Genomic DNA, 25434 nt, shown 5'->3' with positions numbered 1-25434 from the left:
AGTTCTCACTCGTCAGCCCTCAGTCCTCCGGCGGAAAGACGACCTCCCCCGTCCCGATCAACGTGATCGTGATCGCCTCGACCGGGCATCCCTCGGCGGCCGTGAGGACCTTCTCGTCGGCGCCGGTCTCCGGGTCCGACGGGCGCGACTGCCGGGCGGAGTCCAGCGCGAACCGGCCCGGCGCGTGGTTCAGGCACATCCCGGAGCCGATGCAGATGCTCCGGTCGACCTCGACGGCCCAGCGGTCCCCCATCATGCCCCCTCGTATCCGGCCGGCAGGTGGATCATCTTGTGCTCGAAGTACTCGCCGTAGCCCTCGGGCCCGAACTCCCGCCCCAGGCCTGAGTTCTTGTACCCGCCGAACGGGCCGAGCATGTCGAGGCTGAAGGTGTTCACGCTGTACGTGCCCGTCCTGACCCGGCGGGCGATGTCGATGCCGCGTTCGGTGTCGGCGGTCCAGACGCTGCCGCTGAGGCCGTAGTCGGAGTCGTTGGCGATCCGTACGGCCTCGTCCTCGTCGCCGTACGGCAGCAGGCAGATGACGGGGCCGAAGATCTCCTCGCGGGCGATGCGCATGGAGTTTTCCACGTCTCCGAAGAGGGTCGGTTCGACGTACCAGCCCCGTTCCTGGGACGCCGGACGGCCGCCACCGGTAAGGATCTTGGCGCCTTCGTCCTGCCCGATCCTGATGTAGTCCAGCGAGCGCTGCTGCTGGCGCCGCGCGACCAGCGGGCCGAGTTCGGTGGCCGGGTCGAGCGGGTCGCCGACCTTCAGCGCACCCGCCGCGGCGGCGAACGCCTCCGCCGTCTCGTCGTAGCAGGAGCGCGGTACGAGAATGCGGGTCTGGGCCACGCACGCCTGGCCGTTGATCATCCAGGCGAAGGGGACGATGCCCGCGACGGCGGCGTCCAGATCGGCGTCGGGGAGGATCACGGCGGCGGACTTGCCGCCCAGCTCCAGGGTGACCCGGGTGAGATTGCGGGAGGCGACCTCCATCACCCGGCGCCCGGCGGCCACCGACCCGGTGAACGACACCTTGTCGATGCCGGGGTGCCCGACCAGGTACTCGCTGACCTCGCGGTCGGCCGGGAGGATGGAGAGCACGCCCTCCGGCAGTCCGGCATCGGCGGCGATCTCGGCCAGGATGTAGGCGTCCAGCGGCGATTCGGGCGAGACCTTGAGCACGGCGGAGCAGCCGGCCAGCAGCGCGGGCGCGAGCTTGGCGGCGGCGGTGAACTGCGGAACGTTCCACGGCACCACGGCCGCGACCACCCCGACCGGCTCCCGGCGCACCAGCAGCGGCCCGAGCGCCCCGGTCCGCCGCTCCTCGTACGCGAATTCGCGGGCGACGGTGATCGCCGAGTCCCACACCATCATCGCGGCGAGGGCCTGCACCATGACGCTCGACGTGTACGGCGTGCCGTTCTCCGAGCTGATGACCCGGGCGATCTCCTCGTAGCGGACGGCGAACGCGTCCTTGATCCTGGTCACCACCGCGATCCGCTCGTCCAGGCTCATCCGGGGCCAGGGCCCCTCGTCGAACGCCCGCCGCCCGGCGGCGACGGCCGCGTCCACGTCCGCCTCACACGCATGCGGCACCCGGCCGATGACCTGCTCGGTGTGGGGCGAGACGACCTCGATGGTGTCCCGGCCCAGCGGATCGACCAGCTCCCCGCCGATGAACAGTTTTCCGTGTTCGACAAGCTCGGTCATGACTGCTGCCTCCCGCGGCGCGGTGCGTTGCCCGAATCGGCGTCCGGTCCGGATCGGCATCCGACTCGGTATCCGACCGGGTGCCCGACCCAGGATCTGACTCTGTGTCAGAACTGATACCAGTTCCAGTTCCAGGTGTCCACGTCCGTGACAGCACCCCGAACGAGATGGTCGACCGGGGCTACTACTGGAACAAGTTCTCGTTACAGTGGGCCCGACGCACCCACACGCGGGCGCGACGGATCGCAGCAGCACGTCGCCGAGAGAGATGGGGACCTCCATGACGCAGGTGACCGACCACGGCGGGGGCGTGCACAGCATCAAGGTGCCCATCCCGGACAATCCGCTGGGCCACACCCTCGTGCACGTCCTGGACACCGATCGGGGACCGGTCCTGATCGACACCGGATGGGACGATCCCGAGGCCTGGGACACGCTCTGTGCCGGGCTCGCCGCCGTCGGCACAGAGATGGCCGACATCCACGGGGTGGTCATCACCCACCACCACCCCGACCACCACGGGCTCTCCGGGCAGGTGCGCGAGGCCTCCGGGGCCTGGATCGCCATGCATGCGGCGGACACCGCGATCGTGCGCCGTACCCGGGAGTCCGAACCCGGCAGGTGGCTGACTTATCTCGCGGCCAAGCTCACCGCGGTCGGAGCGCCCGAGGAGCATCTCGCGCCGTTGCGGGCCGCCGCGGCCGACGGGGGCCGGATGCGGACGCTGCCGGGGTTGCGGGCCGCGCTCCCGGACCGCGAGATCGTCCCCGGTGAGCTGCTCGATCTGGCGGGGCGCAGGCTGCGGGCGATCTGGACGCCGGGGCACACGCCGGGGCATGTGTGCCTGCACCTGGAGGAGGAGCACCCGGGCAATCTGCCGGGCCGGGGGCGGCTCTTCTCGGGGGATCACCTGCTGCCGGGGATCAGTCCGCACATCGGGCTGTACGAGGACCCGGACGATGCCACGGCCACCGACCCCCTCGGCGACTACCTCGACTCGCTGGAGCGGATCGGCCGGCTCGGGGCCGCCGAGGTGCTGCCCGCCCACCAATACGCCTTCACCGATGCGGCGGGGCGGGTACGGGAGCTCCTCGGGCATCACGAGGAGCGGCTGACCGGGCTGCTCGGGCTGCTGGCGGAGCCGCTGACACCGTGGGAGCTGGCCGAGCGGATGGAGTGGAACCGGCCCTGGGAGCAGATCCCGCACGGCTCCCGGAACATCGCCGTCTCGGAGGCGGAGGCGCATCTGCGGCGGCTGGTGAAGCTCGGGCGCGCGGAGGCGGTGCCGGGGGCCGATCCGGTGGCGTACATCGCGGTGTGAGGCGTGGCGGTCCGGTGGCGTGCGGCGCGGTGTGAGCGGTGGCGGTCCGGTGGCGTGCGGCACGGTGTGAGGCGTGGCGGTCCGGTGGGGTGCGGCGCGGTGTGACCGTCGCGTGCCTCGCGGTGCGAGCGCGACCTGCGGTGCGGAGCGGAACGGAGTGATGTACGTCTCGGTGTGATCAGGGGGCGCTCCTCCCGGCCCGGCCCCCGCCCGGACCCGCCCGGTACAGTGTGCGGGTCGTCATCATGCCCGTTCAGGGGGAAGCCGGTGCGAATCCGGCACTGACCACGCAGCCGTGAACCGTCTTCGCAGGCGGTGAGTCGGAATGCCCTGTCCGCGGTCGTGACCGGCTCGGACCACCGGATCCCCCGGTGGTCGGCACCGTCGAGGTATACGGAGCCGGAGCCTGGTGCCTGAGCGTGCCTGTGCCCGGTTCACCCCGCAGGAGAGGCCCCGCCCGCCATGACCGTACGTCGCAGCGCAGCAACGCTCGCCGCCACCGCCGCCGTGCTCTGCGCGGCCGCTGCGCCGGTCGCGGTGGCAGCGCCGTCCCCGTCGCCCTCGCCGTCCGTCGCGCTGCCTTCCGGGCTGTACGGCACGGCGGACCCCACCTACGACGGCGTGTGGCGGCAGTCGATGGCCTTCCTCGCCCAGCGGCTCGAAGGGGTCACCCCGGCCGCGAAGTCGGTGGACTGGCTGATCTCCCAGCAGTGCGCCGACGGTTCCTACGCCGCGTTCCGGCCCGATGCCGCCAAGCCGTGCGACGCGAAGACCGTGCGGGACACCAATGCCACCGCGGCCGCCACCCAGGCCCTGGTCGAGGTGGGCGGGCACCGCGAGACCGTGAACAACTCGGTGCGCTGGCTGAAGTCCGTGCAGAACGAGGACGGCGGCTGGGGCTACACCGCGGGCGCGCCCACTGACGCCAACTCCACCTCCCTGGTGATCGGCGCCCTCGCCCGCCAGGGGCAGCGGCTCGCGGACATCACGACGCCCGGCGGCAAGACCCCCTACGACCCGCTGCTCGCGCTCGCGATCCCGTGCGGCGGGAAGGACGGCGGTGCCTTCGCGTACCAGGCCGACAAGAAGGGCGGGCTCGCCGCCAACGCGGACGCCACCGCGGCCGCCGTGCTCGGCACGATGGGCAAGGCGATGGCGGTCGGGAACAACGCCGCAGGCAAGGCGCCCAGTTGCCGGCCCGGTCCCGGGCTCACGCCCGAGCAGGCCGCCCAGAACGGCGCCCACTACCTCACCGGTGCCCTCGCCGGCAGCGGCCACCTGAACCAGGCGCCGATGCCCGGTGCCACCGACACCACCCCGCAGCCCGACTTCGGCAACACCGCGGACGCGGTCGTCGCGCTCTCCGCGGCCGGCCACCAGGACAAGGCGGCCGGGGCCATCTCCTGGCTGAAGAAGAACTCCGCGGACTGGGCCGCCCGGAGCGGCCCCGCCGCCTACGCCCAGCTGATCCTTGCCGCCCACGCGACCGGCAACAACGCCCGGGACTTCGGCGGCGTCGACCTGGTCGCCCGGCTGAACGCGGCCGGCCCCGAGCCCGCCGCCGTGGTGACGCCCGACCCGTCCGCCGACACCGGGTACGAGCCCACGGAGAAGGACCAGGTCCACAGCGGCGACGACGTGATCGGGGGCGTGTGGTGGTACATCGGCATCGGCCTCGTCCTCGCCGCGATCGCGTTCTTCCTGATCAGCGGTCGCCGGAAGAACAGGCAGCCGTGAGGCGCGCGGGACGGACCACCGCGCTGCTGGTGGTCCTGGGCGCCGTCCTGGCCGTGCTCGGCGCGGGACCGGCCCAGGCGGCCGGCTACCGGTACTGGTCGTTCTGGGAGAGCTCCGGCTCCGACTGGACGTACGCCACCCAGGGCCCGTCCCTGGTGCGGCCGGACGACGGGGCGGTGCAGGGCTTCCGGTTCTCGGTCAGCGAGGACTCCCAGGACTCGGCGAAGCCTCGCCGCGCCCCCGACTTCGCGAAGATCTGCGCGGTCACCCCGGCGAAGGACGGCACCAAGCGAATAGCGCTCGTCATCGACCCGGGCACGGCCGCGGACGCCCCGGCCGGTGAGACTCCGCCCGCGCCGCGTACCGCGTGTGCGCGGGTCGCCCCGGACGCGAGCGCCGCGGAGGCGCTCGCCTCGGTGGCGAAGCCGCTGCGCTACAGCAGCGACGCGATGCTCTGCGCCATCACCGGCTACCCGGGCTCCGGCTGCGGCGAACAGGTCTCCGGCGACGGGCAGGGCACGCCTGCCGGATCGGCGTCCGCCTCGGCCACACCGGCCGGGTCCGCCGCGTCCTCCGGCTCCGGCGGCTCCTCCGGCCCGTCCGCCGGGGTGCTCGTCGGTGTCGGTGCCGTACTCCTGCTCGGCATCGCCGCGGTCGTGCAGTCCCGCCGCCGCCGCGGATGACCGCCCAGACCGGCTCCGCCGTCCTGGCGCGCCGGCGTCCGCTGCGCGCCCCCGAAGCGACCCGGAGCAACGCCCTGCCCGCCGGGGCGTGGTGGCTGTGGGCGCTCGGACTCGCCACCGCCGCGTCCCGGACCACCAATCCGCTGCTGCTCGGGCTGCTGATCGCGGTGGCCGGCTATGTGGTCGCCGCACGCCGCACGGACGCGCCGTGGGCCCGTTCGTACGGGGCGTTCATCCGGATCGGGCTGTTCGTGGTCGGTGTGCGGCTCGTCTTCTCCGTCTTCCTCGGTTCGCCGATCCCCGGTACGCACACGGTGTTCACGCTCCCCGAAGTGCCGCTGCCCGACTGGGCGAAGGGGGTCAGGATCGGCGGCCGGGTCACCACCGAGCAGCTGCTCTTCGCGCTGTACGACGGGGCGAAGCTGGCCACGCTGCTGATCTGTATCGGGGCGGCGAACTCGCTCGCCAACCCGGCCCGGCTGCTGAAATCGCTGCCCGGCGCGCTGTACGAGGCGGGGGTCGCCGTCGTCGTCGCGATGACGTTCGCGCCGAACATGGTCGCCGACGTGATGCGGCTGCGCACCGCACGGCGGCTGCGGGGCCGTCCGACCGGCGGCATCAAGGCGGTCCTCCAGATCGGACTGCCGGTCCTGGAGGGCGCGTTGGAGCGGTCGGTCGCGGTGGCCGCGTCGATGGACGCGCGCGGCTACGGGCGCACCGCCCAGGTCCCGCCCGCCGTCCGCCGCACCACGAACGTCCTCACGCTCGGCGGGCTGCTCGGGGTGTGCGCCGGTACGTACGGGCTGCTGGCCGCGCAGGGCGCGGTGTACGGGCTGCCGGTGCTGATCGCCGGGCTCGTCGCCGCCATGGCCGGGCTGCGGCTCGGCGGGGCCCGCTCGGTCCGTACCCGCTACCGGCCCGACCGGTGGGGTGCGCGGGCCTGGCTGGTCGCGGGTTCGGGAGTCGCGGTGGCGGTGGCGATGATCTGGGCGAGCGTTGTCGACGAGGCGGCGCTGCACCCCGGGGTCGTCCCGCTGGTCGCGCCGGTGCTTCCGCTGTGGCCCGCGGCGGCGGTGCTGATCGGGCTGCTGCCCGCGGTGGTGGCGCCGGTGCCGCCGACGGTGGGTGCGCCGGTGGGCGCGGCGAATTCCAAGGAGATCCAGTGATCCGGTTCGAGCAGGTCTCGGTGCGGTACGAAGGGACGGAGCGCCCCACCCTGTCCGGGGTCGACCTGACCGTGCCCGAGGGCGAGCTGGTGCTGCTCGTAGGCCCGTCCGGGGTCGGCAAGTCGACGCTGCTGGGTGCCGTTTCGGGTCTGGTGCCGCACTTCACCGGCGGCACGATGAGCGGCCGGGTCACGGTCGACGGGCGTGACACCCGTACCCACAAACCGCGTGAACTCGCCGACCTGGTCGGCACGGTGGGCCAGGACCCGCTCTCCCACTTCGTCACCGACACGGTCGAGGACGAGCTGGCGTACGGCATGGAGTCGCTGGGCCTGGCCCCCGACGTGATGCGGCGGCGGGTCGAGGAGACCCTGGACCTGCTGGGGCTCGCCGGGCTGCGCGACCGGCCGATCGCCACGCTCTCCGGCGGTCAGCAGCAGCGGGTCGCGATCGGTTCCGTCCTCACCCCGCACCCGAAGGTCCTGGTACTCGACGAGCCGACGTCCGCCCTGGACCCGGCGGCGGCCGAGGAGGTCCTCGCCGTGCTGCAACGGCTGGTGCACGACCTGGGTACGACGGTCCTGATGGCGGAGCACCGGCTGGAGCGGGTGGTGCAGTACGCGGACCGGGTCGTCCTGCTGCCGTCGCCGGGCGCCGCCCCGGTCGTGGGCGAGCCCGCGGACGTCATGGCCGTCTCCCCGGTCCGCCCGCCGGTCGTCGCGCTGGGCCGGCTGGCGGGGTGGGAGCCGCTGCCGCTCTCGGTCCGCGATGCCCGGCGCCGGGCGGCGGACCTGCGCGAACGGCTGGCGCCGGTGCGTCCGCCCGCTCCGGGGCCGGTGGCCGCTCCCGCCCCGGTGCCGCTGAGCCCCTCCCCCGTGCGGCGCGGTGTCCTGGCCCGGCTGCTGGGGCGCGGCGCGCGGACGGCCGATGTGCCCGAGCCGGTCGCCGACGTCACGGCCCGGGTCGAACGGCTCGGCGTACGGCGCGGGCGCGTCGAGGCGCTGCGCCGGGTGACGCTCACCGTCGCCCCCGGCGAGACCGTCGCCCTGATGGGCCGCAACGGCTCGGGCAAGTCCACCCTGCTGGCCGCCCTCGTCGGCATGGTCGAGCCCACCACCGGCACCGTCCTCGTCGGCGGCCGGGCCCCGCACCGCACCCAGCCGCGCGAGATGGTGCGCCGGGTCGGGCTCGTACCGCAGGAACCGCGCGATCTGCTGTACGCGGACACCGTCGCCGCCGAGTGCGCCGCGGCGGACAGCGACGCGGGCGCCGCCCCCGGCAGCTGCCGGGCCCTGGTCTCCGAGCTGCTGCCCGGCGTACCGGACGACACCCATCCCCGCGATCTCTCCGAGGGCCAGCGCCTCGCACTCGCCCTGGCCGTCGTGCTCACCGCGCGGCCCCCGCTGCTGCTCCTGGACGAGCCGACCCGTGGCCTGGACTACGCGGCGAAGGCCCGGCTGGTCGGGGTGCTCCGGGGCCTCGCGGCCGACGGCCACGCGATCGTGCTGGCCACGCACGATGTGGAGCTCGCGGCGGAGCTGGCGCACCGGGTGGTGATCCTCGCCGACGGGGAGGTCGTCGCGGACGGGGAGACCCGGCAGGTGGTGGTCTCGTCCCCGGCGTTCGCCCCGCAGACCGCGAAGATCCTCGCCCCGCAGGAGTGGCTGACCGTGGCCCAGGTGCGTGCCGCGCTGGGAGAGCCGTCATGAGCGGCCGCCAGGTGCGGCCGGTACGGCTCGGGCCGCGCGCGATCGCCGCGCTCGTCCTCATCAGCGCGATCGGGGTGGTCGCGTTCGGCTGGCCGCTGCTGGCCGACCCCGGTGCCGGTCTGGCGCACTCGCAGGACGCGCCGTGGCTGTTCGCCGCGCTGCTGCCGCTGCTGGTCGGGGTGGTCGTCGCGATGATCGCGGACTCCGGTCTGGACGCGAAGGCGGTGGCGATGCTGGGGGTGCTGGCCGCGGTCGGCGCGGCCCTGCGGCCGCTGGGGGCGGGCACGGCCGGGCTGGAGCCGATGTTCTTCCTGATGGTGCTGAGCGGCCGGGTGCTCGGGCCCGGCTTCGGCTTCGTGCTCGGCTCGGTGACGATGTTCGCCTCCGCGCTGCTCACCGGCGGGGTGGGGCCGTGGATGCCGTTCCAGATGCTGTCGATGGGCTGGTTCGCGATGGGCGCGGGCCTGCTGCCGGGCCCGGACCGGCTGCGCGGGCGGGGAGAGCTGCTGATGCTGGCGGGGTTCGGCTTCGTGGCGTCGTTCGCGTACGGCACGGTGATGAACCTGTACGGCTGGACGATCGTGCCCCCGGCCGGCTCGGGCATCTCGTTCCACGCGGGCGATCCGCTGGCGGACAACCTGGTCCGCTTCCTCGCGTACTGCGCGGCCACCTCGCTCGGCTGGGACCTGGGCCGGGCGGTGCTCACCGCGGTACTGACGCTGGCCGTCGGTCCGGCGCTGCTGAAGGCGCTGCGACGGGCCACCCGCCGCGCCAACTTCGAGGCCCAGGTCACATTTGACGCTCCCCGCGAGTGAGGGCTCCCACAGGCCCTTGGTCCTCCACTATGCGGGGTAGTGGTCGGCCGTGAATCGTGGGGCCCGCTCGGCGCCCCATCCGACCTGCCATGACGCCTTCGGGTCGGTCGGGGCGGACCGGGGCCCTTCGGTCCGGGTACGAGACGGGCTCGCATCCGGGGTCGTTGCCATGGCTGAACGCCGCCGCTAACACTGGATGAGTCGCCGAGCACCGCGGGGTCCGCCGAACCGGACCGCGGTCGACGAAGACCGGCCCACCAGCACGACCGCACGATCCGGACCGGCCCGCGACTCCCCCGTACCCGACGTCAGGACTCTCTGTGTCGTTCGCCCGCAACATCCTCGCCAAGCCCCGCACCGCCCGCCGCAAGTCCGCCGTCGCCGGCGCCGCCGTACTCCTCGGCGCCACCGGTCTGGGCCTCGGTGTCACGCCGGCCATGGCCGCTCCGGCCGCCGCGCCGACGTCCGTCGGAGCGAGCGCGCAGGCCACGGCGAGGGCGATGATCGGCGACGCCGCGCAGTTCCAGTGCTTCAGCAACATCGTCCAGCACGAGAGCGGCTGGAACCACACCGCGACCAACGCCTCCTCCGGCGCCTACGGTCTCGTGCAGGCCCTGCCCGGCTCGAAGATGGCCGCCGCCGGTGCCGACTGGAGGACCAACCCCTCCACCCAGATCAAGTGGGGCATGGACTACATGAACTCCCGCTACGGCAGCCCGTGCGGCGCCTGGTCGTTCTGGCAGGCCAACCACTGGTACTGAACCGACGGTTCGTAGGCAGGCAGACCCGAAGGCCCCGACCACCGGTCGGGGCCTTCGCCGTACCCGACCTCACCCGCCCGAGTCAACAGGGCGCTTGACATCACTTGGCCAACTTAATTACGCGTTAGTCCATTTAGGGGCTTTTGGGTCGCCCGTCCTTTCCCAGCGGCGACCGGCGCGTTGTCTCTTCCGTGGAACCACGAGAAATCTGGGAGCGGAACAGCGTCCTGGCGGAAGCTTTCTGCGCCAGCGACGAACGTATGCGCCGCGCACAGGCGGTGCTGGACGAGACACAGGCGGAGCGGAGCCGAACGCTGGCCGCTTTCGCCGTCACGGTCGGCGACGACGGTTCGATCGCTGACTTGATGGGCCTGAACGAACGCGAGGTGCGATTAGCACGACGCACCGTCGGCCGCAGTGACGCACGGTCCCTTGCCCAGGAGCTCCTGAGCCAGGCCTCGCCGACGAAGGGCGAACCGGCGGGGAAGCCGTCCGCCACACCCCGACGCGCCGTGCCGCACCCGGCCGACGAGACCCCCGCACCGCCGCCGGACGCACCGCGGCCCGCCCCGGCCCGGACACCGGCCGTGAGCGTGACCGCGGCCGCACCCCCCACTCCGGCCGCGCCTCCGACACCCGCACAGGCTCCGACGCCGATTCCGGCGCCGGCTCCGGCCCCGGCGACAACCGGGGTCCTGGCCCACATCCCGGCTCAGTCTCCGCCTGCCGAGGTGGAGCACACCGTCATCTGGTCGCCGAGCATGGACTCCGTGCTGCTGTGGAGCTGGGAATCCGGCCTCGATCTGCAGACGGTGGCCGCCGAACTCGGCCTGGAGGTACGAACACTGCTGATGCGCGTACAGGAACTCGCCAACGACGGGCTGATCACGCTCGCGCACCCGGTCGCGGACGTCAGCCGGTCCGGGCGGCACCGCCGCGAAGAGGGATACGCGGCGCTGTTCAGCCCCACCGCCACCTTCCCCACCCACGTGCCGTACTGAGGCACGCCCCGTCGCCCCGACGACGCGGACCCCGGCCGGAGCACCGGCCGGGGTCCCCCACACCCCTCGCTTCCCCCTGCTCTCCCCCGGCTCCTCCCGCCCCACGGGCCGGCTCGCTCAGCGCCGCGCGGCCACCGTGTCGAACCAGCGGACGATCTGCGGACCCGACTTCATGTACGTGGTGTTGTGGTCGGCCCCGCCCTGGTCGACCACCGGGGCGTCGACGCCCCGCGCGGCCAGATCTGCGGCGCAGTGGCGGGCGTTGGCGATCGGGACGTCGGTGTCGCCGGACGAGGAGTAGAGCCGCACCGGAACGTCCGGCTTCCAGGCGCAGTTGCCGTCCTGGGCGCGCGCCGCGGCCAGCAGTCCGCCGGTGGGGTGCTGGAGCCGGCGGTAGTAGTCGTCGGTGAGCAGTTCCTTCAGTGTCGCGGGCAGGGCCGGGATGATCTCCTCCTCGGTGTGGTTCGTGTCGAAGAGGTCGTCCACGATCGCGGCGTACGGCTTCCGGAACGCCTCGGAGGGGTCCTTGTAGAGCGGGTGCAGTCTGCTCTGCGCGGTGAGGTAGTACGACATGTAGAAGACGGCGCTGATGTCGTTGACCCGGCCGTCGAACAGGGCGGGTGTCTCCGCGTGCTCGATGTCGTAGGGGCCCGATACGGGGGCGAGCGCCCGGAGCCTGAAGTGCCGGTCGGCGCCGCCGTCGAGCGCCTTGCCCAGGGCCATCGCGACCTGGCCGCCCTGGGAGAAGCCGCTGGCGTACACATCGCCGGTGAGCGGCCGGTCCAGGCGCCGCGCGGCGGTGCGGGCGGCCCTCAGCATGTCGACGGAGGCGGTGACGGAGGACCTGGTGTCCATGTACGGGTGGCGTCCGGGCCCCTTGCCGAGGCCCAGATAGTCAGGCGCGGCGACGGCACGGCCCGCCGAGGCGTGGAGGTACGGGGCGTAGCGGCCGAAGTCCTCGCCGACGGAGGGTGCGTAGTCGCGGTGGGCCATGGTGCCGTGGGTGTCGGAGACCAGGTCGAGCCGGTGGGGGCCGCCCTTGGGCAGGGCGAGGAGGCCGGTCGCGGTGGTGGGCGCGCCCTGGGGGGTGACGGTGCGGTAGGTGAGGCGGTAGGCGCGCAGTCCGTGGCGGACGGTGCCGGTGTCCATGCCGCCCGAGGCGAGGAACCGGGCGACGTCCGCGCGGTCGAGGTCGGCCACGGGGGTGACGCTCAGCAGGGTTCCTCTGCCGTGCGCGGTGTACGGGTGCTGCGCCCCGGGCACCCCAGGTGTCCCGGTGGCCCCGGGCGTCCCTCCGGGCTGTTGCGCCACGGCCGGTGCGATGCCGAGGGCGGCCAGGACCATCACCGCGGCGGCCGCCGTCGTCCGGCGGGCGATGCGTCGCCGATTGCGTGAAGTCCGGTGCTCCGTACGGATGTTGTCGTTGTCCATGGCCGCGACGCTATGCGGCCGGGCGCCGCGCCGACATCGGCGTGGCCCCCCGGCCCGGGGTACACCTGACGACACCCCCGGGCCGGGGGTCACCCCTCCGCGTGCGCTTCCGGTCAGAGCCGCTGGATGATCGTCCCGGTCGCCAGCGCGCCACCCGCACACATCGCGATGAGCGCGAACTCCTTGTCGCGGCGCTCCAGTTCGTGCAGCGCCGTGGTGATCAGCCGGGCCCCGGTGGAACCCACCGGGTGGCCGAGCGCGATGGCTCCGCCGTTGACGTTGACCTTTTCGAGGTCCTGCTCGAAGACCTGCGCCCAGCTCAGCACCACGGACGCGAAGGCCTCGTTGATCTCGACGATGTCGATGTCCTTGAGCGACATCCCGGCCTTGCCGAGCACCGCGCGGGTCGCGTCGATCGGCCCGTCCAGGTGGAAGTGCGGGTCCGAGCCGACCAGGGCCTGGGCGACGATCCGGGCGCGCGGCTTGAGCTTGAGCGCGCGCGCCATCCGCTTGGAGGCCCACATGATCGCGCAGGCACCGTCGGATATCTGCGAGGAGTTGCCCGCGGTGTGGATGGCGGTGGGCATGACCGGCTTGAGCCGGCCGAGCCCCTCCATGGTGGTGTCGCGCAGCCCTTCGTCCCGGTCGACCAGGCGCCACATGCCCTGTCCGGCCGCCTGCTCCTCCTCGGTGGTCGGCACCTGGACGGCGTACGTCTCCCGTTTGAACCGCTCCTCGGCCCAGGCGACGGCGGCCCGTTCCTGCGAGATCAGCCCGAGCGAGTCGACGTTCTCCCGGGTCAGTCCGCGCTTGCGGGCGATGCGCTCGGCGGCCTCGAACTGGTTGGGCAGATCGACGTTCCACTCGTCGGGCCAGGGCTTGCCCGGTCCGTGCTTGGAACCGCTGCCCAGCGGCACCCGTGACATGGCCTCGACGCCGCAGCTGATGCCGACGTCGACGACTCCGGCCGCGATCATGTTGGCCACCATGTGGGAGGCCTGCTGCGAGGAACCGCACTGGCAGTCCACGGTGGTCGCGGCGGTCTCGTACGGAAGGCCCACGGCGAGCCAGGCGTTGCGGGCCGGGTTCATGGACTGTTCGCCGGCGTGGGTGACGGTGCCGCCGACGATCTGTTCGACGCAGTCGGCCTGAATGCCGGTGCGGCCGAGGAGTTCTCGGTAGGTCTCACCCAGCAGGTAGCCGGGGTGCAGATTGGCGAGCGCCCCTCCGCGCTTGCCGATGGGGGTGCGTACGGCTTCGACGATGACGGGTTCCGCGGCCATGACTCGTCCTCTCCTCGCACTTCCGCAGGGGCGTCCCGGCGCCCGCGGATGGAACTAGTACGCGTTCTAGTTCTGCAAGCAGTCTTATGAGGCTTACCCCCGGTACGCAAGAGTGCTGCACGCCCTTGCGCACCACTTCATACCGGCCTCACTCACCCTTCACGCAACAGAACGGACCGCCGCTCTTGCCAGTTGTAGAACTCGTTACTACCTTTCCGTCAACATCTGATGGGTCGTCAGGCAACGTCCGGGCGGCCCTCGGACCGACCTGGAGCTGCCGATGTCCTGCCCCCATCTGCCCGCAGGGTTCGACTTCACCGATCCCGATCTGCTCCAAGCCCGCATCCCGCACCCCGAGTTCACGCAGATGCGGCAGACCGCACCGGTCTGGTGGTGCGCCCAGCCGACCGGCATCTCGGGTTTCGACGACGAGGGCTACTGGGTCGTCACCCGGCATGCGGACGTCAAGTACGTCTCCACCCACCCCGAGCTGTTCTCCTCGAACACCAACACCGCGGTCATCCGCTTCAACGAGTCGATCAGCCGGGACCAGATCGAGGTCCAGAAGCTGATCATGCTGAACATGGACCCGCCCGAGCACACCCGGGTCCGCCAGATCGTCCAGCGAGGCTTCACCCCCCGGGCGGTGCGCTCCCTGGAGCAGGCGCTGCGCGACCGCGCCCGTTCGATCGTCGAGACCGCGCTCGCCTCCGCCGACGAGGACGGATCGTTCGACTTCGTCACCAACATCGCCGTCGAGCTGCCGCTCCAGGCGATCGCGGAACTCATCGGCGTACCGCAGGAGGACCGGTCCAAGATCTTCGACTGGTCCAACAAGATGGCCGCGTACGACGATCCCGAGTACGCGATCACCGAGGAGGTCGGCACCGAGGCGGCCATGGAGATCGTCTCGTACTCGATGAACCTGGCGGCCGCCCGCAAGGAGTGCCCGGCCAAGGACATCGTCTCCCAGCTGGTCGCCGCGGAGGGCGAGGGGAACCTCTCCTCCGACGAGTTCGGCTTCTTCGTGATCCTGCTCGCGGTGGCCGGCAACGAGACCACCCGCAACGCCATCAGCCACGGCATGCACGCCTTCCTCACCCACCCCGACCAGTGGGAGCTCTACAAGAGCGAGCGCCCGGAGACGACCGCCGAGGAGATCGTCCGCTGGGCCACGCCCGTGGTCTCCTTCCAGCGGACCGCCACCCAGGACACCGAACTGGGCGGGCAGCGGATCAAGAAGGGGGACCGGGTCGGGCTGTTCTACTCGTCGGCCAACAACGACCCCGAGGTCTTCGAGAACCCGGAGACCTTCGACATCAGCCGCGATCCCAACCCCCACCTCGGCTTCGGCGGCGGCGGGCCGCACTTCTGCCTCGGCAAGTCCCTCGCCGTGATGGAGATCAACCTGATCTTCAACGCGATCGCGGACGTACTGCCCGATCTGCGGCTGGTCGGCGATCCGCGGCGGCTGCGCTCGGCGTGGCTCAACGGGATCAAGCAGCTTCAGGTCAGCACCACCAGGAGCTGACCCGCTGCCGTCCGTGCGCCGGAGACGTACGCCGGAATCCTGCGCCGGAGACGCGCCTCCCGCCGAACCCCCGTGCGGGAGGCGCACAACGGCGCGAGGATCATGGCGGGCATGCACGCCCTGCTCTCCGCCTTCGCGCCCATCTGGATACTCACCGCGATCGGTTACGCGGTCGGCCGCAGCGGACTGCTCGGTGCGCAGGCGGAGGCGGTGCTCGGCCGGTTCGTCTTCCATGTGGCCATGCCCGCCGCGCTGTTCACCATGGTCTCCGGGGCCCGGCTGAACACCTTCGCCAACGCCTCGATGGTGGCCTTCGCGGCGGGCACCGCGCTGGTCTGCGGTCTCGGGTTCCTGGCGGCCGGGCGGCTCTTCGGACGGGGTACGGCGGACCGGGCGATCGGCAGCATGACGTCGGGCTACGTCAACTCCGCCAATCTCGGCATCCCGGTGGCGGTCCAGGTCCTCGGTGACGCGTCGTTCGTCGCCCAGATCATCCTGTTCCAGGTCCTGTTGGTCTCCCCGGTGATCCTCGCGCTGCTCGACTCGGGGACGGGGGCGGGGACAAAGCCGGGCTCCGGGAAGGCGGTCGTGTTCCGGCGGATGCTGACCATGCCGGTCCGCAACCCCATCATCATGGCCTCGTTGCTCGGGGTGGCCGTGTCCGCGCTCGGACTGCGGCTGCCGCACGCGCTCGCCCACTCCTGCGATCTGCTCGGCGCCGCCGCCGTGCCGACGGCCCTGATCACACTGGGTCTGTCCCTGAACGCCCGCCCGGCCGCCCCCGGTTCGGCGGAAGTCGCACAGAACACGGCGCGGCCGGAGCGCGCGGCGCGTGCCGAGGTCGCTGTGGCGGTGGCGCTCAAGACGCTGGTCCAGCCCCTGACGGCCCTGGCCGTCGGCGGCCCGCTGCTGCATCTGCCGGAACACCAACTGCTCGCCGTGGTGCTCTGCTCGGCGCTGCCGACCGCTCAGAACGCCTTCATCTACGCCCAGCAGTACGGTCTGGACACCCGGCCGGCCCGCAATGCCGTGGTGGCCTCGACGGTGGTCTCCATGGGCACGCTCTCCCTCGCCACCTGGGCCCTGGGAACGACCGCCCCCTGAGCCGTTCGAGTGGCGGACTCGGGCCGGCGGGCGGATGCTGGTCAGGCGGCGATCCACGCCGAAGGGGTGCCGGGACGATGTGTTCGTCCCGGCACCCCTTCGGCCCTCCGGGGCCTCGGCCCGTCGGCGCTGTCAGGGCTGCTTGCTGCCCAGCGCCTCGTCGGTCGCTCTCGGTTCCGGCACCGGCGCCGGCCGCTCCGGGCCGTCCCGCGGCTCGGCCGCCGCCGGTACGGCCACCGGCAGCAGCCTCCGCGGCCCGGCCAGCGCATGGGTGAGCGCGAAACCGAGCGTGACCACGGTCGCTCCGCCCACCGCGTCCAGCACCCAGTGATTGGCCGTGGCGACGATCGCGGAGACCGTGAACAGCGGGTGCAGCAGCCCCAGCGCCTTCATCCAAGCCCTCGGGGCCAGCGCGACGACGACCACACCGCACCAGAGCGACCAGCCGAAGTGCAGCGAGGGCATCGCCGCGTACTGATTGGTCATCGCGGTCAGGCTCCCGTAGTCCGGCTTCGCGAAGTCCTGGACGCCGTGGACCGTGTCGATGAAGCCGAGCCCCGGCATCAGGCGCGGCGGGGCCAGCGGGTAGAGCCAGAAGCCGGCCAGCGCGAGCAGTGTGGCGGAGCCGATGGTGCTGCGGGCCCAGCGGTATTCGGCGGGGCACCGTACGTAGAGCGCACCGAGGATCGCCAGCGGCGCGATGAAGTGGAACGTCGAGTAGTAGTAGTCGAAGAAGGCCCTCAGCCAGCCGACGTCCACGACCGCGCGGTTGACCCGGTGTTCGATGTCGATGTGCAGCCACTGCTCGACGGCGTGGATCTGGCGGCCGTGGTGTTCGGCGGTGGCGCGGCCGGCCGTCGCCGCGAGCCTGACCTGGGCGTACGCGGAGTACACGACTCTGATCAGGAGCAGTTCCAGCAGCAGGTTGGGCCGGTTCGGCACCCGCCGCCAGAACGGCAGCAGCGGAATCCGGCTCCGGCGGGCCGGGACCGGGGCGGCGCGGTCCGTGGGAACCGGGTGCTGCCAGCACTCCGAGGTGCGCGGCAGGAACGGCACGGCGCAGGCCGCGGCGAGCGCGGCGATCAGCAGCACGTTGTCACGCAAGGGGAAGAGCGCCTCGATGTTCGGCAGCAGCACCGTCCCCGGCAGCGTGATGACGAGGACCACGACGGCGGGCCAGACCAGCCGGTCGCGGGCCCGCCTCCCGACCCGGCCGACCACGGCGAGCAGTACCCAGAGCAGCTGGTACTGCCAGGCGGTCGGCGAGACGGCGACGGCGACGCAGCCGGTCACGGCGACGGCGAGGAGCAACTGCCCGTCGCCCGCGTACCGGGCGGCACGGCGCAGCCCGAGGAGGCAGACGGCGGCCGCCAGCGCCACGAAGAGCGCGACCTCCAACGGGCCCGTGAGCCCGAACCGGAGCAGGGCGCCGTGCAGGGACTGGTTGGCGAGGCTGTCCGCGCTGCCGCCGAGCCCGGAGCCCGCGACATGGTGCACCCAGTACGTCCACGAGTCGCCTGGCAGCGCGGCCCAGGCGAGCACCGTGCAGACGGCGAACACCACGCCGCCGGTCGACGCGGCCTGCCGGCGCCCGGTCAGCCGGAGGAGCACGGCGAAGAGCAGCACGGTCGGCTGAAGCGCGGCCGCCAGCCCGATCAGGACGCCCGGGGCACGTTCCCCGCGGACCGCGGAACAGCCCAGCAGCACCAGCAGGACGGGCAGGACGCTGGTCTGCCCCAGGTGCAGCGCGTTGCGGACCGGCAGCGAGAGCATCAGCAGGCTGATCGCGACGGGCGCGGCCAGCAGCGCGGTGCGGCGGGCCACCGGCCCCGGCAGCGCACGTGCGGCGACGATGCCCAGCGCGGCGACGAGCAGCAGCGAGCCGAAGGTCCAGACGACGCCCAGGTTCTGTTCCGCGCTGCGGATCAGCGGTTTCAGCACCAGCCCGGCGAACGGGGTGCCGGTGAACCGGTCGCTGTCGTACAGCGACCCCGGCACGCGCAGGACGCTCTTCCCGCTGAGCCAGGCCGTCAGATCGGTGAGCCGTTCAGCCGGTGGCTGCCCTATCACCACCGCCATCTGCCGTACGGCCAGCGCCGCCACGACCAGCCAGAGCAGGACACGGGCCGCCCCGGTCCTCGCTCCGGTCGCCGGATCTCCACGCACACTGTGCTCCGCATTCGCCACGCCGCGCCGGCCCTCCCGCCGTTCCGGTGCCCGCCCCTCGATTCGATCCGGGCACGCTGTGAAACCATCGCATTACGCTACGAGACAGTCACAATCGGCCTTGTCTACGCTTGACCGCCATGCCGGTTTTATCCGAATACGCTTTCGTACAGTCGAAATCGGAGCCGATATCGGAGCCGGAACCGGATCCACGGCCGGTACGTCCTCCCCCGTGTTGTCGATCAAGTTGTCGATCACGGGGGAGCCGGACGGAACATGCGGTGCGCAAGGGTTGAGCGGAGTGCGCGGGGCGTGCGGGGCGTGCGGGGTGGGGAGCGCGGGTGGCCGGCGCGGGCGCTGTCACTGCTGCTGATGCTGGTTTCGCTGCAGCTGGGGTCGCTGATCAGCCCGGCGTACGCCTGCGGCTGCGGGGCCATGGTCCCGAGCAAGGACGCCCAGGTCTCGGTCGACCGGGAGACGTCGGTGGTGGACTGGGACGGCCGGACCGAGCAGATCGTCATGCGGCTCACGGTGCGCGGGAACGCCCCCGAGGCCGCCTGGATCATGCCGGTGCCGCGCCGCGCGAGCGTGGAGCTCGGTGATCCCGGGCTATTCTCCGAGCTCTCCGTCCTCACCGCGCCGGAACTCGTGACCAGGCACTACTTCTGGCCCCGCTCCCACGACTGGCCGTTCGCCGGCTCCGGCAGCGTCGGGGACTCGGCCGCCGCTCCGTCGGCCGGGGCTCCGGCGGTCGAGGTGGTCGGCCGGGAGCGGCTCGGCCCCTTCGATGTGGCACGGCTGGCCGCGACCGACCCGGAGGCGCTGGAGAAGTGGCTGCGGGACAACGGCTTCGACCTGCCCGACCGGCTGGCGACCGCGCTGAAGCCCTACGTCGACCAGAAGTGGGAGTACGTCGCGATCCGCCTCGCGCCCCGGGACAGCGGCACTCCGCTCGTCGGCTCGCTCGACCCGCTGCGGCTGCGCTTCGCCAGCGACCGGCTGGTCTACCCGATGCGGCTGTCGAAGCTCGCCTCGACGCCCCAGCAGCTCGGCCTGTACGTCCTCGCCGAGCACCGGATGGAACCGCGCAGCTCCATCGGCGGCGATGCGCCGGAGGTGACGTACGCGGGCAGGATCGATCCCCGGTCGGTGGTGGACGACACGAGGGCGCTCCGGGAACTGACGGGCGAGAAGCCGGTGTTCCTCACCGCGATCGAGCAGTCGTTCCCGCAGCCGGAGCGGATCCACGGCGATCATCAGCTGCGCGCGGCCGCCGCCGACACCCCGTACCGGACGAAGGTGTACGAGAACCAGTTGCTGACCGTGGGCGGCATCCCCGTCTGGGTACTGTCGCTGCTCGCGGCCGTGGTGGCGATCACCGCGGTGCTGCTGGGGCTGCGGGCCCGGCGGCGACGTGCGGCGCCGGGTGCGGCGCCGGGCGTGGTGCCGCCTTCGGCGCCGGTGAGATGAGCACCGGGCGATTCGAATGCTTGCGTACGGGGTGAAGGGCGGTACCCGCCAAACCATTGGTCCACTTGATCGTGTTCAGGTCAGAATGACCGGCATGACCTGGACGCTGACCCCCGAACCGTTCGACTCCCCCGACTCCTCGCTCCTGCGCCGCGACTACTACGACGAGGTCGCCAGCCGGTACTGGGGGCGGCCCGCCACCGTCGAGGAGATCGACGAGGGGCTCACCGGCGACGGGGCCGACCTGCTCGTGCCGCCCACCGGTCAGTTCGTCGTCGGCCGGTTCGACGGAAGACCGGCCGCCTGCGCCGGACTGCTGGTGGTGGACGCGGACACCGCGGAGCTGACCCGGGTGTTCGTACGCCCCGAGCACCGCGGCACGGGCGGTGGCGGACTGCTCCTGACGGCAATCGAGAACGCGGCGCGCGCCTTCGGCGTACGCACGCTCCGGCTCGACACCCGCGACGACCTGGTCGAGGCGCGCGGGCTGTACGCCAAGCACGGCTACCGGGAGGTCCCGGCGTTCCACCGGCGGCAGTACGCGGAGCACTGGTTCGCGAAGGAGCTGAGCACGAGGCCGTAGGGCTCGTGGGGTTCAGGCCGCGTGGTCCCGCTTCGGTTCGGGGCTGTGCGGCCGTTCCCTGCTCGACCCGTTCGTCTCCGCGGTCAGCTCCTCGACGAGCCTGACCAGGTCGGTCGGCCGGTCCGGCCCCCACCAGTCGCCCAGCAGCTCGGCCATGGACTCCTCACGGGCCTCCGCGAGCTTCACCACGGCTTCCGAACCCGCCTCGGTGAGCACCAGTTGCACGCCCTCGCGGCGGGCCAGCCCGCGTTCCTCCAGCTGCCGGGCCGCGTCGCTGATCACCCGCAGCGGCACCGGGGTGATGTCGGCGAGCATGGCCGGTTCGACCGTGCCGTGCCGTTTGATCCGCAGCAACATCCAGCTCGCCGCGGGCAGCAGGTCGTAACCCGCCCGCTCGGTGATCTTCACGTAGATCTCCCGGCGCCCCGCACGCGTGGCGAGCACCGAGAGCGCGCGGGCGCATTCGTCGTACGAGGACCGCTCGACCGGGTTCGACGCCAGGGTCTCGCTGGCCTCCGGAGCGGTCACCGAGCCGCGCAGCTTGTCCTCCTTGAGGAACCAGGCGAAGACGAAGGCGATCAGCACGACGGGAGCCGCGTACAGGAACACGTCCGTGATCGACGTCGCGTACGCGTGGAGCACCGCCGGCCGCAGCGCGGGCGGCAGTTGCCCGATGGCGCGCGGGTCGGAGGCCAGCCCGCTCACACCGGCCCCGGGGGGCAGCGGTTGCCCGGCGAGCGCGACGGTCAGTTTGTCGATGAGCCGGTTGGTGAAGATCGTGCCGAACACGGCGACGCCGAACGAGGCGCCGATGGAACGGAAGAAGGTGGCGCCGGAGGTGGCGACGCCGAGGTCCTCGTACGTGACGGCGTTCTGCACGACCAGCACCAGGACCTGCATCACCAGGCCGAGCCCCGCGCCGAAGACGAAGAAGTAGCTGCTCATCACCCAGGTGCTGCTGGTCTCCGTGAGCCGGTGCAGCAGCATGAGTCCGATCGCGGTGAGGCCGGTGCCCGCGATCGGGAAGACCTTCCAGCGGCCGGTGCGGCTGACGATCTGCCCGGACGCGGTCGAGGTGATGAGCAGGCCCAGCACCATCGGGAGCATGTGCACACCGGACATCGTCGGTGAGATGCCGTGCACCACCTGGAGGAAGGTCGGCAGGTAGGTCATCGCGCCGAACATCGCGAAGCCGACGACGAAGCTGATGACGGCGACGAGGGTGAAGGTCCTGATCCGGAAGAGCTTCAGGGGGATGACGGGTTCGGCGGCCCGGCGCTCCACGTACACGAAGGCGATCAGCAGCAGGACGCTCAGGACGGCGAGGCCGATGATCTGCGCCGAGCCCCAGGCCCAGGTGGTGCCGCCGAGCGAGGCGACGAGGACCATGCAGGTGGCGACCGAGGCGATGAGGAAGGTGCCGAGGTAGTCGATGGTGTGCTTCGTGCCGCGGACCGGGATGTGCAGCGCGGCAGCGATCACCAGGAGCGCCACGACGCCGATCGGCAGGTTGATGTAGAAGACCCACCGCCAGGTCAGGTGCTCGGTGAACAGGCCGCCGAGGAGCGGCCCGAGGACACTGGTCGCACCGAAGACCGCACCGAACAGGCCCTGGTACTTGCCGCGTTCGCGCGGCGCGACGATATCGCCGACGATCGCCATCGAGAGCACCATGAGCCCGCCGCCGCCGAGGCCCTGCAGAGCCCGGAAGCCGATGAGCTGAGGCATGTTCTGGGCGATGCCGCAGAACGCCGAGCCGATGAGGAAGATGACGATGGCTGCCTGGAAGAGCTTCTTGCGGCCGTACTGGTCACCGAGCTTGCCCCAGAGCGGGGTCGCCGCGGTCGACGCCAGCAGATAGGCCGTGACCACCCAGGAGAGGTGTTCCAGACCGCCGAGGTCGCTGACGATGGTCGGCAGTGCGGTGGAGACGATGGTCTGGTCGAGTGCGGCCAGGAGCATGCCGAGGAGCAGCGCACCGATGGGCACGAGGACCGACCGCGTGGAGGGCTCCTCGCCGGGGGCCGGGGTCGGGGCCGGGGGGCTCAGGTGCTGGGCCATGGACATCTCCTCGGGTCCGCTACATCCCCATCCTGGCCTTTTCGTGCCGTTATGGCCTGCCGAGTCGGCGTTACGGGAGCGGGCGCCGCGCTTCGGTGCGCGGCGTCCGGTTCGGCGTTGGGCATTCCGGCGGCGCGCTGCATAATCGCAGGGCATTCAAGGGGAGGGACCCACAATGACCGGACATATATGCCCGGAGTGCGGTATGGACAGCAGACCCGGAGCCGGATTCGGCGACGGGTCCGGGGCCGGAGCCGGGTGCGTATGTGCGCGGCGGGCCGCCGAGCAGCAACGGGCCGCCGAGCGGTCGGCGGCCGAGAAGGCGGAGATGGCGGCCGCCGAGGACTTCGATCCGTTGCGGATACGCCCGTACGTGACGCTGGGGGTCGACAGGGCCCCGGCGGGCGGCGACGAGATCCCGCAGGAGCGCGGACCGCACCACCCCCCGCAGGACGCGGACGCGACGATGCCGCTCCTCCTCGGCCCGACCACGGCGGGCCCGCAGCCAGACGCCGCCGGTCACGACGGCCCCGGTCTTCCCGCCGGGGCGCCCGACGAGGAGCCCGGCGGCCCTCGGCGCCGCCGCCCCTTCGTGGCCGTCGCCGTGGGGACGGCCCTGGCCGCCGTGGTGAGCACGGCGGCCTTCGCGACCGGGCTGCTCGGCGGTGGCGACAACGGGGACACGGACCGGCGGCAGGCCCTGCCCGGCGCGGCGGTCGACGTGCCCGAGGCGAGCATCCCCGCGACGAAGCAGGCACCGGCCTCCGGACCGCCCTCGCCCTCCGCGTCGGCCTCCGCGTCACCGTCCGCACCGGCCTCGCCCTCACCTTCGGCCAGCACCTCGCCGTCCCCCTCCGCGTCCACCGCCTCCACACCGCCGGCCTCCGTCGCACCGTCGCGCCCCGCGAGCAGCCCGCCGCCGGCCGAACCGCCCGCACCCCTGGCCGGCCCCACGCTGCGCCGCGGCGACCAGGGGCCCGCGGTGGCCGAGCTGCAGCGCCGCCTGGAGGAGATCTGGCTGTACCACGGACGCGACGACGGCGACTACACGAACCAGGTCGAGCACGCGGTGAGCGTCTACCAGTCGTACAAGTCCATCGAGGGCGATCCGCCCGGGGTGTACGGCCCCAGCACCCGCCGCACGCTGGAGGCGGAGACAACCGGCCAGTGATCGGTCGACGACCAGCCGGTCGCGTTCCGACGCCTCCGCCCGCGTCCCGCCGCACCGACCACCCGAAACCGACGGAATTGGCTTTCTCGGACAGGTTTTTGTATCGTGATGGAACAAAGTAGCCTCCGCCCGCCACCCCCTGACCGGCGGGCGAGGCTGCTTGTTCTCTTTCCCGCGTCGTCGCTTCCCGGCGTCGTCGCTCCCCCGCGCCCTGGAGCCCGCCCATGCCGGCCACCGTCATCACCGCCCGCGCCCTCCTCCTGGACATGGACGGCACCCTGGTGAACTCCGATGCCGTCGTGGAGCGCTGCTGGCGGCGCTGGGCGCTGCGCGAGGGACTGGACCCGGAGGCCGCGCTCAAGGTCGTCCACGGACGGCAGGGGTACGCCACCATGGCGGTGCTCCTCCCGGACCGCCCGATGGAGCAGAACTACGCGGACAACCGGGCCATGCTCGCCGAGGAGACCGCCGACACCGAAGGCGTCGTACCGATCGGCGGCGCACCCGCCTTCATGGACGCGATCACCGCGCTGCCGCACGCCCTGGTCACCTCGGCGGACGAGGCGCTGGCCCGGACCCGGATGACCGCGTCGGGCCTGCGGATGCCCGCCGTCCGCGTCACCGCCGAGAGCGTGGGCGCCAGCAAGCCTGACCCCGAGGGCTTCCTCAAGGGCGCGGCCGAGCTGGGCTTCGACCCGGCGGACTGCGTCGTCTTCGAGGACTCGGAGGCGGGCATCGCGGCAGGCCGGGCGGCGGGCATGCGCATCGTGGGCGTCGGCCCGCGCGCCGGAGCGCTCTCCCCCGACGCGCACGTCGAGGACCTGACGCAGATCCGGATGGAAGCGGCCCCGGACGGCTCGATCCGACTGCACATCAGCGCACGCTGACGTCACTCCCGGTGCAGCCGCCCCCGCGCCACCAGTTCGAGCACCGTCGTGACGGCCACCGCCTGCACGGCCATCAGGGCGACCAGTACGAACAGCTGCACGGCCCCCGCCTGCACCGGTGAGGCGCCGCCCAGCAGCATGCCCACGAAGGCCCCGGGCAAGGTGACGAGCCCCACCGTCCGGGTCTGATCGAGCCCCGGCAGCAACGCGTCCGACGCCGCGGGCCGGGCGATCTCCAGCCGCGCGTCACGGTCGAGCAGCCCGAGCGCCATACCCGCCTCAACCTCCCCGCGCCGGGTCGTCAGCTCGTCCAGCGCCCGCCTTCCGCCGAGCACGGTCGCGGTCAGCGCACCGCCGATGAGGATGCCGGTCACCGGGATCAGCGCGATGCCCCGGACCGGCACGAGCCCGGTGAGCAGCAACAGGGCGACCACCGGAACGACCCCTGCCGCGATCGGCAACGCCGCCCACCACCAGGTGCGATTGCGGGTGATCCGGCGCCCCGCGGTCCGTACCGCCACGGCGTACATCAGCGCCACGAACCCGAGCAGCGGCGGCAGCGAACGGACCACCCAGCCGATGAGCAGGGAGACGGCGGCGAGTTGGACCGCGGCACGCAGCCCGGCCAGCAGGATCTCGCGCGACCGGCCGAGCGAGGCCAGAGCGGCGACCGTGGCCGCCGCCGCGAGCAGCAGGGCGAGTACGACCCCGAGCGTGATGTTGACCGGTAGCAGCACGTCGCAACCCTACGACCGGTCCGGCCCGACCAGCCGCGCGAATCAGCAGCCCACCCCACTGAATTGTCGCCGCGTCAGCCCGTACGCCCGCGCAGATGCGGACG

Annotated in this window: 21 protein-coding genes and 1 riboswitch; of the genes, 14 read left to right on the top strand and 7 right to left on the bottom strand. The window is 72.3% G+C overall.

What is annotated here, in order from left to right; translation table 11 throughout:
- Positions 1 to 19: 19 nt before the first annotated feature.
- Positions 20 to 253: a ferredoxin gene (locus tag OG842_RS27550; protein ID WP_328512685.1), complete on the bottom strand. Its 234-nt coding sequence runs from the start codon at positions 251 to 253 to the stop codon at positions 20 to 22.
- Positions 253 to 1713, bottom strand: a complete 1461-nt coding sequence (locus OG842_RS27545; RefSeq protein WP_328512560.1) for an aldehyde dehydrogenase — start codon at positions 1711 to 1713, stop codon at positions 253 to 255. The genes OG842_RS27550 and OG842_RS27545 overlap by 1 nt, the downstream gene beginning before the upstream one ends.
- Positions 1714 to 1993: 280 nt before the next feature.
- On the opposite strand from OG842_RS27545, the gene OG842_RS27540 reads away from it, so the two are divergent.
- The 8 genes from OG842_RS27540 to OG842_RS27505 all read left to right on the top strand — a co-directional run bounded on the left by OG842_RS27540 (position 1994) and on the right by OG842_RS27505 (position 10906).
- Complete coding sequence (locus tag OG842_RS27540; protein ID WP_266737133.1) at positions 1994 to 3034, top strand: MBL fold metallo-hydrolase; 1041 nt, start codon at positions 1994 to 1996, stop codon at positions 3032 to 3034.
- 210 nt (positions 3035 to 3244) lie between these two features.
- Positions 3245 to 3382, top strand: a riboswitch (cobalamin riboswitch).
- A 114-nt stretch (positions 3383 to 3496) separates the two neighbouring features.
- Positions 3497 to 4771, top strand: a complete 1275-nt coding sequence (locus tag OG842_RS27535; protein WP_328512559.1) for a prenyltransferase/squalene oxidase repeat-containing protein — start codon at positions 3497 to 3499, stop codon at positions 4769 to 4771.
- Complete coding sequence (locus tag OG842_RS27530; protein ID WP_266737137.1) at positions 4768 to 5454, top strand: SCO2322 family protein; 687 nt, start codon at positions 4768 to 4770, stop codon at positions 5452 to 5454. Before OG842_RS27535 ends, OG842_RS27530 begins: the two co-directional genes overlap by 4 nt.
- Positions 5451 to 6620: an energy-coupling factor transporter transmembrane component T gene (locus OG842_RS27525; protein ID WP_266737138.1), complete on the top strand. Its 1170-nt coding sequence runs from the start codon at positions 5451 to 5453 to the stop codon at positions 6618 to 6620. Before OG842_RS27530 ends, OG842_RS27525 begins: the two co-directional genes overlap by 4 nt.
- The gene (locus OG842_RS27520; RefSeq protein WP_266737140.1) at positions 6617 to 8329 is read left to right on the top strand and encodes an ABC transporter ATP-binding protein; all 1713 of its coding nucleotides are present in this window, start codon (positions 6617 to 6619) and stop codon (positions 8327 to 8329) included. The genes OG842_RS27525 and OG842_RS27520 overlap by 4 nt, the downstream gene beginning before the upstream one ends.
- The gene (locus tag OG842_RS27515; RefSeq protein WP_266737141.1) at positions 8326 to 9144 is read left to right on the top strand and encodes an ECF transporter S component; all 819 of its coding nucleotides are present in this window, start codon (positions 8326 to 8328) and stop codon (positions 9142 to 9144) included. The genes OG842_RS27520 and OG842_RS27515 overlap by 4 nt, the downstream gene beginning before the upstream one ends.
- Positions 9145 to 9464: 320 nt before the next feature.
- Entirely contained in the window at positions 9465 to 9905 is a 441-nt protein-coding gene (locus OG842_RS27510; RefSeq protein ID WP_266737143.1) for a transglycosylase SLT domain-containing protein, read from the top strand.
- A 191-nt stretch (positions 9906 to 10096) separates the two neighbouring features.
- Positions 10097 to 10906 carry a hypothetical protein gene (locus OG842_RS27505; RefSeq protein ID WP_266737145.1) on the top strand — a complete coding sequence of 270 codons (810 nt, stop codon included), beginning with the start codon at positions 10097 to 10099 and terminating at the stop codon, positions 10904 to 10906.
- A 117-nt stretch (positions 10907 to 11023) separates the two neighbouring features.
- On the opposite strand, the gene OG842_RS27500 is transcribed toward OG842_RS27505, so the two are convergent.
- A complete protein-coding gene (locus OG842_RS27500) occupies positions 11024 to 12337 on the bottom strand; it encodes an alpha/beta hydrolase (protein ID WP_266737147.1) in 1314 nt (437 codons plus the stop codon).
- A gap of 113 nt (positions 12338 to 12450) precedes the next feature.
- Positions 12451 to 13620 (bottom strand): steroid 3-ketoacyl-CoA thiolase, encoded by a 1170-nt coding sequence (locus tag OG842_RS27495; RefSeq protein WP_266737149.1) that lies wholly within the window; start codon positions 13618 to 13620, stop codon positions 12451 to 12453.
- 280 nt (positions 13621 to 13900) lie between these two features.
- On the opposite strand from OG842_RS27495, the gene OG842_RS27490 reads away from it, so the two are divergent.
- Entirely contained in the window at positions 13901 to 15151 is a 1251-nt protein-coding gene (locus OG842_RS27490; protein WP_266737151.1) for a cytochrome P450, read from the top strand.
- Between the two features lie 72 nt (positions 15152 to 15223).
- Positions 15224 to 16255 carry an AEC family transporter gene (locus tag OG842_RS27485; protein ID WP_266737152.1) on the top strand — a complete coding sequence of 344 codons (1032 nt, stop codon included), beginning with the start codon at positions 15224 to 15226 and terminating at the stop codon, positions 16253 to 16255.
- Positions 16256 to 16387: 132 nt separating this feature from the next.
- Here OG842_RS27485 and OG842_RS27480 read toward each other — a convergent pair whose 3' ends face one another.
- The gene (locus tag OG842_RS27480) at positions 16388 to 18442 is read right to left on the bottom strand and encodes a bifunctional glycosyltransferase 87/phosphatase PAP2 family protein (RefSeq protein ID WP_266737154.1); all 2055 of its coding nucleotides are present in this window, start codon (positions 18440 to 18442) and stop codon (positions 16388 to 16390) included.
- Between the two features lie 351 nt (positions 18443 to 18793).
- On the opposite strand from OG842_RS27480, the gene OG842_RS27475 reads away from it, so the two are divergent.
- Together OG842_RS27475 and OG842_RS27470 are read left to right on the top strand one after the other, a co-directional pair.
- Positions 18794 to 19891, top strand: coding sequence for a DUF2330 domain-containing protein (locus OG842_RS27475; RefSeq protein ID WP_266737155.1), 1098 nt, complete (start codon positions 18794 to 18796; stop codon positions 19889 to 19891).
- A gap of 94 nt (positions 19892 to 19985) precedes the next feature.
- Positions 19986 to 20474 (top strand): GNAT family N-acetyltransferase, encoded by a 489-nt coding sequence (locus OG842_RS27470; protein WP_266737157.1) that lies wholly within the window; start codon positions 19986 to 19988, stop codon positions 20472 to 20474.
- A 12-nt stretch (positions 20475 to 20486) separates the two neighbouring features.
- On the opposite strand, the gene OG842_RS27465 is transcribed toward OG842_RS27470, so the two are convergent.
- Positions 20487 to 22535, bottom strand: coding sequence for an MFS transporter (locus OG842_RS27465; RefSeq protein WP_266737158.1), 2049 nt, complete (start codon positions 22533 to 22535; stop codon positions 20487 to 20489).
- Positions 22536 to 22740: 205 nt separating this feature from the next.
- Between OG842_RS27465 and OG842_RS27460 the strand changes: the two genes are divergently transcribed.
- On the top strand, positions 22741 to 23706 hold the full coding sequence (locus OG842_RS27460; protein ID WP_266737159.1) for a peptidoglycan-binding domain-containing protein: 966 nt from the start codon (positions 22741 to 22743) through the stop codon (positions 23704 to 23706).
- 224 nt (positions 23707 to 23930) lie between these two features.
- On the top strand, positions 23931 to 24593 hold the full coding sequence (locus OG842_RS27455) for an HAD-IA family hydrolase (RefSeq protein ID WP_266737161.1): 663 nt from the start codon (positions 23931 to 23933) through the stop codon (positions 24591 to 24593).
- Positions 24594 to 24595: 2 nt separating this feature from the next.
- On the opposite strand, the gene OG842_RS27450 is transcribed toward OG842_RS27455, so the two are convergent.
- Entirely contained in the window at positions 24596 to 25330 is a 735-nt protein-coding gene (locus OG842_RS27450; protein ID WP_266737163.1) for an ABC transporter permease, read from the bottom strand.
- Positions 25331 to 25434: the final 104 nt, after the last annotated feature.

Origin of the sequence: Streptomyces sp. NBC_00376, assembly GCF_036077095.1 — a bacterium.
In the GTDB taxonomy this organism is placed as follows: domain Bacteria; phylum Actinomycetota; class Actinomycetes; order Streptomycetales; family Streptomycetaceae; genus Streptomyces.
Note: the sequence above shows the minus strand (reverse complement) of the source record. Positions and strands in the feature narration are given on the sequence as shown.